11 protein-coding genes are annotated in these 13,223 nt (G+C 41.8%); 10 read left to right on the forward strand and 1 reads right to left on the reverse strand.

Annotated features, from left to right (window positions below; translation table 11 throughout):
- Positions 1–30 precede the first annotated feature (30 nt).
- From B0O44_RS19685 to ric, 8 genes are all read left to right on the forward strand, one after another.
- A complete protein-coding gene (locus tag B0O44_RS19685; RefSeq protein WP_170123377.1) occupies positions 31–2,016 on the forward strand; it encodes a TonB-dependent receptor domain-containing protein in 1,986 nt (661 codons plus the stop codon).
- Positions 2,017–2,124: 108 nt separating this feature from the next.
- Positions 2,125–2,649 (forward strand): azurin, encoded by a 525-nt coding sequence (azu, locus tag B0O44_RS19690; protein ID WP_110833826.1) that lies wholly within the window; start codon positions 2,125–2,127, stop codon positions 2,647–2,649.
- A 28-nt stretch (positions 2,650–2,677) separates the two neighbouring features.
- On the forward strand, positions 2,678–4,930 hold the full coding sequence (locus B0O44_RS19695) for a nitric-oxide reductase large subunit (protein WP_110833827.1): 2,253 nt from the start codon (positions 2,678–2,680) through the stop codon (positions 4,928–4,930).
- 37 nt (positions 4,931–4,967) lie between these two features.
- Positions 4,968–5,696: a hypothetical protein gene (locus tag B0O44_RS19700; RefSeq protein WP_110833828.1), complete on the forward strand. Its 729-nt coding sequence runs from the start codon at positions 4,968–4,970 to the stop codon at positions 5,694–5,696.
- Between the two features lie 50 nt (positions 5,697–5,746).
- Complete coding sequence (locus tag B0O44_RS19705) at positions 5,747–6,562, forward strand: DUF2249 domain-containing protein (protein WP_110833829.1); 816 nt, start codon at positions 5,747–5,749, stop codon at positions 6,560–6,562.
- Positions 6,559–7,851 carry a hypothetical protein gene (locus tag B0O44_RS19710; protein ID WP_110833830.1) on the forward strand — a complete coding sequence of 431 codons (1,293 nt, stop codon included), beginning with the start codon at positions 6,559–6,561 and terminating at the stop codon, positions 7,849–7,851. Before B0O44_RS19705 ends, B0O44_RS19710 begins: the two co-directional genes overlap by 4 nt.
- Positions 7,838–8,140 (forward strand): metal-sulfur cluster assembly factor, encoded by a 303-nt coding sequence (locus tag B0O44_RS19715; protein ID WP_110833831.1) that lies wholly within the window; start codon positions 7,838–7,840, stop codon positions 8,138–8,140. The genes B0O44_RS19710 and B0O44_RS19715 overlap by 14 nt, the downstream gene beginning before the upstream one ends.
- Positions 8,141–8,241: 101 nt before the next feature.
- Positions 8,242–9,204 (forward strand): iron-sulfur cluster repair di-iron protein, encoded by a 963-nt coding sequence (gene ric / locus B0O44_RS19720; protein ID WP_110833832.1) that lies wholly within the window; start codon positions 8,242–8,244, stop codon positions 9,202–9,204.
- A gap of 35 nt (positions 9,205–9,239) precedes the next feature.
- Here the strand turns inward: ric and B0O44_RS19725 are convergent, their stop codons facing one another.
- Entirely contained in the window at positions 9,240–10,487 is a 1,248-nt protein-coding gene (locus B0O44_RS19725; RefSeq protein ID WP_146229879.1) for a hypothetical protein, read from the reverse strand.
- Between the two features lie 188 nt (positions 10,488–10,675).
- Here B0O44_RS19725 and B0O44_RS19730 point away from each other — a divergent pair, with 188 nt between their 5' ends.
- Positions 10,676–11,155, forward strand: a complete 480-nt coding sequence (locus B0O44_RS19730) for a c-type cytochrome (RefSeq protein WP_110833834.1) — start codon at positions 10,676–10,678, stop codon at positions 11,153–11,155.
- Between the two features lie 39 nt (positions 11,156–11,194).
- Positions 11,195–13,189 (forward strand): Sec-dependent nitrous-oxide reductase, encoded by a 1,995-nt coding sequence (gene nosZ, locus B0O44_RS19735; RefSeq protein WP_110833835.1) that lies wholly within the window; start codon positions 11,195–11,197, stop codon positions 13,187–13,189.
- Positions 13,190–13,223: the final 34 nt, after the last annotated feature.

Consider the following 13,223-nt stretch of genomic DNA (forward strand, 5'->3'; position numbering starts at 1 on the left):
CATTTTTTTTCTTTTACTACTGCGATTGTTATGTTCCTTTCAACATCGGCAGCAATGGCGCAGGCCCGGCAGGATAGTGTGATCAGGGAACTGTCATTGAAAGAAGTGCAGATCCATACGATTAAGAAAAGTAAACAACCCAGAACTGCATTTTATCAGTCTTCAATGCTTGCCAGCACGGAGGATATTCTGGCCAGAATAGAGGGGGTGAATTTGATCAGGCGTGGTCCAGTTGGGATGGAGCCGGTTTTAAGAGGCTTTTCTGCAGGGCAAATTAATGTTGTCATTGATGGAATGAGAATTTTCGGTGCCTGTACGGATAAGATGGATCCGGTAACAATTTACACGGAACCTGTAAATCTGAAGAGCATCGATATCAGATATGGGGGAGATGGCAGCGGAATGGGTGCGACCATCGGCGGAACGCTCAACTTGAAACTGGCGGATGCGTTAATCGATTCTAATGCCAGATTTACCGGAAGCCTTGCTTCAGGGTATTACTCAGCTGCCACTGCCGTACAAAATGTGCTGGCTATGAATTATAGCGAAAAAAGATGGGCCATTCGTTTTAGCGGTGTGTACCGCAAAGGAGGCGACTACCTGGACGGAGAAAATAAAAGGGTGAATTTCTCTCAGTACGGTAAATTAAACACCAGTGTCTCAGGGAAGTACTCCCTCAACAAAAATAGCGTCATAAAAGCAGACCTTTTGTTTGATGACGGCTGGAACATAGGATTCCCGGCTTTGCCCATGGATGTAGGTTATGCGAAAGCCCGAATTGGCTCTGTCACTTATGAGCGGAATGATCCCGTAGCATTTTTGCAGGCGCTGGAAGCTAAAATCTATGCAAATTCCGTCCGTCATGCAATGGACGATACACATAGACCGGCCGGCACCATTCATATGGATATGCCGGGACAAAGCCATACCGCAGGGGCTTTTCTTCAGTTTCGGCTGAGAAGCAGCGGGAAGCATACCATAAGGGCAAAAACGGACTTTTATTACAATTCCGTCCGGGCAGAGATGACAATGTATCCTCCGGACGCCGCAGCCATGTTTATGCTTACCTGGCCAAACAATCACCAGATGGTTGCCGGGATCTTTGTGGAGGATGAGATGTATGTGTCGGATAAAAGCCGCCTTGGTCTGAAACTTAGAGTGGAGGTTGCTCAGGCAAAAGTTACAGACGACGTGGGTGCACAACAGTTTTCAATAATGGGTTATGATGTGCAGCGGCCGGTTAACCGGATCTTGAAAAATGCGAACATCAGTTACACCCGGTTTTTGAGTTCAGTGCTCACGGTATATCTGAGCACCGGGTTTAACGAAAGATCACCCACTACTTCTGAAAGGTATGGATTTTACCTGTTCAACCAGCTGGATAATCATGATTATATGGGAAACCCTTTGCTGAAAAATGAGCAGGCCTGGAATGCGGAGTGTAATTTACTATATGCTACAAAAAATCTCTCCTGGAAATTAAGCGTCTTTGGCAGCCGTGTGGGAAATTATATTGTAGGAAGAACCCAATCTGGTTTAAGCGTGATGACTGCCGGAGCTTCCGGCGTGCGTGCCTATCAGAATATCCCTTCGGCTACACTTTTTGGCGCAGAAAGCAGTGTTAATTACCAGATACTGAATAAACACCTGATCATTAATAATACCTGGAAATGGTTGCAGGCAAAGGATAATGAAGACACTCCGCTTCCGCTAATTTCTCCCTTAAAAATCATGACCAGTATTCGCTTTCAGCACCGGACTTTGTTCTTCCAGGCTGAAAGTGAAATCAGTACTAAACAAGATCAGATCAATAGCGATTTTGGTGAAACCTTCAGTCCCGGATACATGTTGCTGCACATCAGATCCGGGTACGGATTTATCTTGAAAAAAAACAGACTGGATTTTTCCGCAGGAATCGAAAATCTATTTAATAAAGCCTATGCTGATCATCTGGACTGGGGAGCAACCCTCAGACCCGGGCGAAACATTTATGGCTTAATAACTTTAAAATTCTAAGTTCGGCGATTCTATCTGTTTTATGATTTCGCTCATAAAACCGAGCAGAAGATCATTATAACTTTGATCATAATTTATAACTATAATAAATCATTAAAAATTATCAACATGAAAAAAATATTCAAACTTTCAGCAATCGCTCTTACCATGACTTTCCTGCTTTTCTCTTGCGGAGGCAATGGGCAAAAAGAAGCTGCCGCAACACAATCTGCAACAACCGTAGAGGAAGAGGCAGTGACCCCTGCAGCGCCGGTGTTGAGCAACGTCCTCAACCTGGAAGGAAATGATCAGATGCAATACAATCAAACTGAATTTAGAATTGCGGCCGGTCAATCCGTTACTTTAACGCTTAAACACACAGGAACGCTGGATAAGAATGCAATGGGACACAATTTTGTTTTGTTGAAGTCAGGGACTGATATCAATGCATTCGCGAAAAAGGCACTAGAGGCAAAAAACAATGGTTACATTCCTAAATCTGAAAGTGCCAGCATCATTGCACATACAAAACTCCTTGGAGGCGGGGAGTCAGATACGATTACTTTTTCGGTTGATGAAAAAGGTACTTATGATTTTATCTGTTCATTTCCAGGCCATGTCTCGATGATGAAAGGCAAACTAATTGTAGAATAGGAAAAACAGAACTTAAGACGTATTTAAAGTGAATAGAGAAAGAAAACTTTGGATTGGATTTGCACTGGTAATGGGTATTTCCTTTGCCATACTGGGCTATTTCGGTTACGAAATTTATCAGCAGTCTCCCCCTGTACCAACAAAAATTATTTCTGCAGACAACAAGACTATTTTTACAGAAGCAGAGATAAAAGATGGTCAGAATATCTGGCAAAGCATGGGCGGGCAGGAGGTAGGCACGATCTGGGGCCATGGTGCTTATGTGGCTCCAGACTGGACGGCAGACTGGCTGCACAGGGAAGCCGTTTTTATTTTAAACAGCTATGCAAAGAAGGATTTTAACCAGGCCTTCCAGACATTAACGGAGGAGCAGAAAGCAGGACTTAAAATCAGGCTCCAACGCGATCTGAGGAAAAATACATTTAATGCCCAGACCAATACGATAACCGTCTCGAAAGATCGGATAGCTGCGATTACTTACCTGAGCAGCTATTATAAAGGTTTGTTCATGGACGACCCAAAATTTGATCAGTTGCGTCATGATTATGCGATTCCGAAAATGTCAATCAAGGATGTAGATAGAATGCATAAGATGAATGCCTTTTTCTTTTGGGCCACCTGGGCCACTGTCACAGAAAGGCCGGGTTCCAAAGTTTCGTATACGCACAACTGGCCGTCTGATGAGCTGGTTGGAAATGTACCAACCTCAAATTTATTGATCTGGTCGGGTGTCAGCATCATCCTGTTGATCTTCTGTATCGGGATATTGGTTTTTTATCACGTGAAGTCAGGTGAAGATGAACAGCTTGAAACACCGGCAACAGATCCCTTACTGAAACAGGGCATGACGCCATCTATGTTCATGATTAAAAAGTATTTCCTTGTGGTCAGTTTACTGATTGTGCTGCAGGTAGTGTTCGGGGTAGTCACTGCGCATTATGGCGTAGAAGGAAACGGATTTTATGGAATTCCCCTCGATGAGTGGCTCCCCTATGCAGTAACCAGGACCTGGCATACCCAACTGGCAATTTTTTGGATTGCGACGGCATGGCTCGCAACGGGCCTATACATTGCGCCTGCGGTATCTGGTAAAGACCCTAAATTTCAGGTATTTGGAGTGAATTTCTTATTCGTTGCCCTGTTGATTATTGTGTTGGGTTCGATGGCAGGGCAATGGTTTGGCGTAATGCAAAAACTCAACTTAATTGAAAACTTCTGGTTTGGTCATCAGGGTTATGAGTATGTTGATCTGGGCCGGTTCTGGCAAATATTTTTGCTGGTCGGTCTGTTTTTATGGCTGACATTGATGGTAAGGCCCTTGCTTCCTGTACTCAGAAAGAAAACAGCTGAAAAAAACCTGATCATCATGTTTTTAATTTCCTGCACGGCAATAGCTTTATTTTATGCTGCCGGGTTAATGTGGGGAAGACAAACCAATCTGGCTATTGCCGAATACTGGCGGTGGTGGGTGGTTCACCTTTGGGTGGAAGGGTTTTTCGAGGTATTTGCTACGGTCGTTATTGCTTTTCTTTTTGTCCGACTGGGGCTGCTTAAGACTAAAACGGCAACGCTGAATGTAATTTTTTCGACCATTATCTTTATGTCGGGTGGTATATTGGGTACCTGCCATCATTTATACTTTTCGGGGACCCCAGTTGGCGTAATGGCTTTTGGCGCTACCTTTAGTGCACTGGAGATCGTCCCCTTGGTACTCATTGGTTATGAGGCCTATCACAATTACCGGCTTTCCAAATCCACCTTGTGGATCAGGGATTACAAATGGCCAATTTATTTTATGATTGCAGTTGCTTTCTGGAATTTTCTAGGTGCAGGTGTATTTGGGTTTATCATTAACCCGCCAATCGCCTTGTATTATGTTCAGGGATTGAACACCACACCATTGCATGGACACACGGCCTTGTTTGGGGTTTACGGAATGCTTGGGATCGGATTGATGCTTTTTGTTTTAAGAAGCCTTTTCAGACATGAAGTATGGAATGAGAACTTGATGAAGTTTATCTTTTGGTCTACCAATATCGGACTTTTGTCTATGGCGTTGTTAAGCCTTTTGCCGGTAGGTATCTGGCAAGCCATAGCCAGCATAGAACATGGAATGTGGTATGCCCGTTCCAGCGAACTTATGCAGCAGCCAGGAATGGTGATGCTAAAGTGGCTCAGAGCAATTGGTGATACGATATTTGGGTTTGGAATTTTGGCCCTCTGCTACTTTGTTATTGAAATTTCATTTAGAAAGAAAAACAGAGCGGTCATACAGAAATAAAATGGCCGTCCATCTTACATAATTTTAATCAAATGCCATGATAACAGATTATAAAATTACAATTGGTAACATGATCGTGAAGGACTTTAGGACTGCACCGCTGTTTTGGGCATGTCAAATAGATCTGGCTACAGAACAGAATAAAACAATTGAGAAAGTTTGTAAGGAAAAAGATATTAATCTGACGCATTTAATGAATGATCTCAATGATATTGTAAACGGCACAAGAGAATCTTCAAGTGACTATACCTTATGGCCGCTTGGTTGGCTAATCGATATGATCTCCATCCGTATCCGCTTTATTGAAGAGAACCTGTCGGTTATTCTGCAGTTTCTGGACGGGCTCTCGGAATACCACAAAAAGCAGGATCAGTGCATTTCAGATTTTTGCTCAAATTTTAATTTTTATGCTGGACGATTGGTAGGTTCGCTGCAAAGGCGGATTCTGTCTTTGGTATCTTTCATTAAACAAATCTCCGGAACGCAGGGTGAGGAGGACTGTTTTGACAATTCTACTATTATCGCTGTTAATAACACCGTCAAGAAAATGATTGATGAGTTCTCTCTTCATAAAAGGGGTTTTTTCTCAGTCATTGACAGCATTAAAAAATATGTTCCTCCAATAGATGCATACAATTGCTTTAAAACTACTGTGGATTTATTGACAGAATTTGAAAATGATTTAAATAAAATAGTGAGTTTGCAAGATATAGTTTATACAAGATTTACGGCCCTTAAAAATGAACTGATAGCAGAACATCTTTGAAATAAAAATAATGATTGATTCATCATAAAGGAACAACAATAAATTAACAGATGAAAATTAATTCAAATACACGGATAAAGGTACTGTTAGACGCCGACCAGGAAAAGGTAATTGACGCTCTGGTAGACTTAAATACCAATTTTTCAAAGCTGAGGAATCCGCTATTGCGTAATTTATTGGCCCGCCGGGTGACTATTGCGGATGCATGTAAAGTGGGTAAATGTACTGTTGAGGATTTCCTGAAAAGTATGAAACAAATTGGTTTTGTCATCGATGAGACTATTGAGAAAACGAACGCAACAGAAGAAAATCTCATCGACTTTAGCCGTCCGGCAACTTTACTTGAACTGGATGCCCGCAGCTTTCTGCAACAAAACAAGGATCCGCTCAAGGATATTCTTCAAATGACTACTCAGATGCGCATTGGAGATCGATTGAAGATTATCAATTCTTTTGAGCCCGTGCCATTGATACATTTACTGGCCGATAGGGGATTCCTTCATCATACCGAGCACATTGAAGACAAATTGGTAGTAACCTGGTTTGAAAAAACAACTGCCGCCAGCGTATTGGTAGAGTTGCCACCTGAATACCAACAAGACAATGAGCAGGTGTTGTTTGAGAAGATATTTCAAGGGGTCGCGAAAAATAAAATTAAATATATTGACGTTCGTCATCTGGAGATGCCTCAGCCGATGATGCAAATTATAGAAAATATCCAGGACTTAAAGGACGATGAATTGTTATATGTTTATCATAAAAAATCGCCAGTGTATTTGCTTCCTGAATTGAAAAAAAGGGGTTTGATGTTCGTGCTTAATCATAAGTCCCCTACAGAGCTGGATATGTTAATTTACAGGTCATGACCTCCATCAGTCACCATAACCCGCTTTATAGAATTGTGGTAGCGCACTATTTACTTGCAGGCCTGTGTTTTTTGATACTGGCGGGAATGTTCCTGTTTTCAGTGGAGTCTCTATCCGGACATTATTTTCAACCGAAGATTTTAGCACTAACTCATACCGCGGCACTAGGCTGGGGAACGATGATCATATTTGGTGCGCTATACCAACTGCTTCCAGTGATATTAGAAACCAATTTATATAGTACAATATTCCCCTGGATCAGTCTTGCTTTTTTTGTTCCGGGCATAATTCTGCTCGTTTATAGCTTTTGGATCTTCGACCCGGGCCTGTACATGCAAATTGCTAGTATCCTGGTGCTTACAGGGGTCATATTCTTTACTTTGAATGTTTTTTTTACGGTTAAGCGTAAAAAGCGGGAATCTATTTTTCAGGAGTTTATCATTACATCCGTTTTATGGCTCACGCTTACTGCATTACTTGGAACCCTGTTGGTGTTTAACTTCCAATTTTCATTTCTGCAAAAGGACCATCTTGATTTTCTGAGATTGCATGCGCACATGGGTATTGTCGGGTGGTTTTTGATGCTCATAATTGGGGTTAGTGCTAAGCTTGTACCGATGTTCCTGGTTTCTAAATACCAGAAAGTGCAGCTCCTTTCTTTTAGTTATTACTTTATCAATGCAGCCCTTGTATCATTTCTTTTGAGCGCATATTTGCAGGGCATTGTTTTTATAACCTATGTCGTTGTATTACTGGGTGCTACCGGAGTTTCTTTTTATTTATTTTATCTTTTCAAGTGTATGAAATCCCGCATTCGTAAAGAGGTGGATCTCCCGATGGTAAAGACTTTATTCTCTTTTTTACTGCTCGCGGCAGGTATGTTGGTTTTGCCCTTTATACTCTATTACCATTTAGAAAACCATCGCCTTGCTGTGAACATGTCTACCCTTTATGGAATTCTGATCTTTATGGGCTGGATCAGTGCATTGATATTGGGGCAGACTTTTAAGACCTTGCCTTTTATTGTTTGGCTGAAGCATTATGAACATTTAGCAGGGAACGTTAAAACACCGGTTCCCGCCGATTTGTTAAATGGCCGCCTCTTATATATTCAATTTGTTGCATTTTTTCTTTTCCTGGTTACGTTTATAGCGGGATTTCTGCTTGGTTCCATTGTAATGAGATTTATGGGAGCCTGCAGTCTGATTGTCACAGCGCTAAGTTATTTATTCCATGTAATTTACCTGCTTTTGCACAAAACTAAAATTCGCAATTATGACGATATCTGATATTCCTTCTGCCCTGAAAACTGTTATAGATCCGGAACTGAACCTCAATATTGTTGACCTGGGTTTAGTTTATGCCCTAAAGCTTAATGAAACCACCCGGCAGTTCCTGATAGAAATGAGCTTATCTTCAAAATTCTGCCCAATGGGTGAGAGTATTTTATCGGCGACTAAAAATTGCATGGAGCGAACTTTTCCTGATTATATGACAGAGGTTACCCTGGTTTGGGAACCCGAGTGGAGCTATAAATTCATATCAGAGGAAGGACTAAAAACATTGAGAGGATATTAAAAATAGGAATCACTATTGTTTTTCAATGTGATTGAGATCATAAACCAGCCGGATTCTGAAGGTTAAATTTGTTTTCATAAAATTCTAACAAAAGAAATATTATGGAAACAATGAACACATTAGATGTGACGGCTTTGGAGCCCCGGTTAAAACATCCAACGATTTTTGATATATATGACAGGCTAAATCCAGGCGAGGCTTTTGTGATTAACAACGACCACGATCCTAAGCCACTCTATTATCAGCTGCTTGCAGAGCGCGGACCGGTTTTTACCTGGCAGTATCTGGAAGAGGGCCCTGAACTGTGGAAAGTGAAGATCTCTAAAAACGGAGGTGTCGAGGCAGACCCAACTATAGGCGAAATTGTAACTAAGGATTATCGTAAAGCGCAGGTCTTTAAACATTACGGCATTGACTTTTGCTGTGGCGGAAAGAAGACCATTAAAGAGGCTTGTGAAAAAAAGGGAATTGATACAGCTGAAGTAACAAAAGCGCTGGAGTCAATCCAGGATAATACAAATAGCTGTGAAAATGATTACACGAAATGGGACATTGGATTTTTGACCGATTATATCATCAATACACACCATCAGTATGTAAAGGAAAACACTTCTTTTATTGTGGAACTGGCAAATAAAGTGGCAAAGGTACACGGGCAGCAGCACCCTGAGGTTGTTGAAGTAGCTAAACTGTTCAACCAGGTTGGAGAAGATCTGATGCTACACCTGAGCAAGGAGGAAAAAGTTCTTTTCCCTTTTATAAAAGAGTTGGCCACCGTTCAGCGTGAGGGAGGACAACTTCCAGAAAGCGCTTTTGGCCATGTATCCAACCCAATTCATGTCATGGAATCGGAACACGAGCAGGCTGGCGATCTGTTGCATACCATACGGGAAATTACCCATGATTTTACATTGCCTGCCAATGCCTGCAATTCGTACACGATATTGTACAAAAAGCTGGATGAATATGAAAATGATCTGCATAAGCATGTGCATCTGGAAAACAATATCTTGTTCCCAAAAGCACTGCTAGCGGAACAAGAGCTGCAGGCAGGCGTAAAATAATCAGCATCGTAACTTAAAGGACCACTGTAAGCAGATTACAGGGGTCTTTTTGCGTTTATAAAGTAACCGGCTTTTATTAGTGTTATGGCGAGACCTACTGCCATCATAACTGCAGCCAGGAATAAAACGATGCCTGTATGCACTACACCATTAAACGCGATGGCGTCCAACGCTTGTACCATTAATGCGCCTTCCTGAAGTAATACCCCAGATATAAAAATACATAGCCCGGTTTTATTTAATTCCCGGCCTACTCTCGCCAGTACAATGTTACAGCAGCCAAGAATAAAGAAAGAAATTACCCCCAGGAAACACAGGTGCAGGTAGGCTACAATTACTGGCCTGAGGCTAAAGGCAAAATCAGCAAAGTAAGGGATGATGGAAAAACTTTGCAGAACGATTTTCAGCGCAAACGAAATATAGGCAAGCGTCCATAAATAAGCGGTCATTTGGTTCAGGGAAAAATCAGGTCTGGATCTAAGTGCTTCTAAAAGGCGGTAGTTATAAAAAACTACAGACAGCTGAACGATAGCTGAGCCCGCAGCGATCCAAAACAAATACGCCGGTACTTTTAATCCCAATATAGATAGTAAGTAAGAGGGGATAACGGTCAATGCAAGAATTAAGAAGAGGCCCCTGTTGATTTTTAGTAAATGCATGTCCTCCTTTTGTTGGACGAAAGAAAATAACAGCCCAAAACAGGCGAACAGGAACCAGCCGTTATACTGGAAATGAAGGAAAAAATAAATGGCTGAAAAATAAAGATCCTGGACAAAAATGCGGTTCGCCATTAAGTAAGCGAGAGTAAAGGGTCCGATTGAAGAAATGCCTAGCAGCACAAGTGCAAATTTAAACCAATTGCTGGTGTGCTGGTTTCCTTTTATCCCGCTCAAATCTTTCCAGTAGTAAAAAATAAAAAAATAGGAAACAAAAATTGATAGTGTTGAAAATGTGATTGAAGCCAGGGCATATCCCTGTGCTGTAAATGCAATCAACATACCGTAAGCAGAGATTGTATTGGCAATGAATAAGCAATGGTATTTTTTATAATTGGTTACAATGCCAGACCTGGTCAGGTAGTTCACCATGAGGGCCATTAACGCCAATGATACCCAGCCTACAAATGCGAAATGAGAATGACCATGTAATAAAAATTTCTGGTCAATCAATGGCAGCGGAAAGTTAATTTTATAACGTAAAATGATGCCAACTACGGAAACTATAAAAAAATTAATCAATGAAATTATGATCCATCTTCGGCTATTGAACTGATTGTCTCGCATTATTACCATTTAATTTTAATTTGTAATTTTAAGTGTAATTCGTATCTTGATTTGTACAATTAAGACAAAAAATGGCATAAATTGTGTGACCGATCTCACATAATAACGACACATTATATGATTCTAATCATATAATGTGAGTTTCTGATTTCCTATAATTACATAATTATTTAAACCTAAGAAATGTTATGAAAAAACTGATTTTCTTATCTCTATTAGCCCTATTCGCTGCCGGGTGCGCAGGCGGAGGAAACACTGAATCAAATAATTCGACAGATAAATCTGCTGAAAGCCAGGAACAGGCGCCGTCCACGGATACTTATGATCCCAACAGGGGCGAGGGTAAATTCACCGATGTTAAAGTCGGCGACAAACTGGACCCAGCAATGGCCCAAAGGGGAGAAAAACTTGCAGATTTAAAATGTATATCCTGCCATAAGCTTACCGATGAAAAGCTCGTCGGACCTGGGTGGGCGGGAGTTACCAAACGGCACAAACCCGAATGGATTATGAATTTCATGACCAATACCGACGTAATGATTGATAAGGATCCGAAAGTACAAGCCATGTTAGAGATCTGTATGGTGCGTATGCCGAATCAAAACCTCAGTGATGATGATGCACGGGATATCCTGGAATTTTTAAGAAAAAACGACGGAGTAAAATAAGGTCCGTTTAATGCCAATTATTTATAATAAATTATTTTTATGAAAAAGATTATATATCTATTTTTCGCCAGTGGAGCTTTCTTAATGCTGATTCACCTGTCTGGTTGTAAACCAAAAAATGCGGGTGATGCCACTGGTAGCGATGCGGCGGGCAGAACCTATGTTCCACCAGGAAAATACGATGAGCTGTACAACTTTGTTTCCGGCGGCTTTAGTGGCCAGGTGAGCGTCTATGGTATCCCTTCTGGGCGCTTGCTGCGTGTGATCCCGGTGTTTTCACAGGATGCGGAAAAAGGTTGGGGGTACAGTGAGGAAACAAAACCAATGTTAAATACCTCTCACGGGGAGATTCCCTGGGGAGATCAGCACCATCTCGACCTTTCGCAAACTAATGGCGAGATAGATGGACGTTGGTTATTTGCAAATGAAAACAATACACCTCGTATTGCCAGAATCGATCTAAAGACCTTTCGTACCACAGAGATCATTGAAATTCCGAATGGCGCAGGAAACCACTCTTCCCCTTTTATTACCGAAAATACGGAATACGTAGTGGCAGGGACACGTTTCAGCGTTCCGATGGATTATGAAAACGGCGACGTGCCGATCAGTTCCTATAAAAAGAACTTCAAGGGTACAATCAGTTTTATCAGTGTTGCCCCTACAAATGGTGAAATGAAAATAGCTTTCCAGATGCTGTTGCCAGGAATGAATTTTGACTTGAGCCACAGTGGTAAGGGACCTAGCAGCGGATGGTTTTTCTTTAGCTGTTATAATTCCGAACAAGCCCACACTTTATTGGAAGTCAACGCTTCCAAAAGAGATAAAGATTATATTCTTGCTGTAAATTGGAAGAAAGCAGCGGAATATGTGAAACAGGGTAAAGGCAAAAAGGTTAAAGCTAACTTTGCGCACAATACCTATAGTGAGTCTACGCATACTGCTACCTCAAAAATGGAGTCAGAAGTGACGCTGATAGACGTCAGGGATTTTCCGGATCTGGTCTATATGATACCATGTCCGAAATCTCCGCATGGTTGCGATGTGGATCCCACCGGTGAATATATCGTGGGTAGCGGAAAATTAGCGGCGCTGATTCCGGTATTTTCTTTCAGTAAAATCCAGAATGCCATTGCAAACAAAACATATGACGGCAGTTATGGTGGCATTCCGGTGCTAAAATATGAAGCTGCATTGTATGGTGAGGTTAAGAAACCAGGACTTGGGCCCTTGCATACAGAGTTTGACGGCAAGGGAAATGCTTATACCACCTTCTTTATCTCCTCGGAGATCGTAAAATGGAATGTTAAAGATCTGAAGGTACTTGACAGGCAGCCGACTTATTATTCACCAGGACACCTGACCATTCCAGGCGGCGATACCAGAAAGCCCTACGGTAAATACCTTGTCGCTTATAACAAGATCACCAAAGACAGGTTTCTGCCTACCGGGCCAGAACTGGCCCAAAGTGCGCAGCTCTTTGACATTAGCGGGGATAAGATGAAGTTGTTACTGGATTACCCGACTATTGGTGAACCACATTATGCACAAATGGTACCTGCAGAACTGATCTCTAAAAACTCCCAGAAGATTTTCAGATTAGATGAAAACAAACATCCTTATGTAACTATGGGCGAGAAAAATTCGAAAGTAACCAGAGAGGGAAACAAAGTACATGTTTACATGACGGCAATGCGTTCACACTTTTCCCCTGACAATATTGAAGGGGTTAAGCTTGGGGATGAGGTGTACTTCCACGTTACTAACCTGGAACAGGATTGGGATGTGCCACACGGTTTTGGTGTTAAAGGTAACAAAAATGCAGAGCTGCTGATCATGCCCGGAGAAACCACTACACTAAAATGGGTTCCGGAAAAAGTGGGTATATACCCAATCTATTGCACCGATTTCTGTAGTGCTTTGCATCAAGAGATGCAGGGTTACGTCCGGGTTTCTGCAAAAGGTTCAAAGGTGCCGATTTCCTTTAGCCTCGGGAAAAACTCAGAAGCGGCAGATGAAATACTGAAAAAATAATATTCGGATATTCCAGGCCATGCCATTAAGCATG

Origin of the sequence: Pedobacter nutrimenti, assembly GCF_003208655.1 — a bacterium.
GTDB lineage: Bacteria > Bacteroidota > Bacteroidia > Sphingobacteriales > Sphingobacteriaceae > Pedobacter > Pedobacter nutrimenti.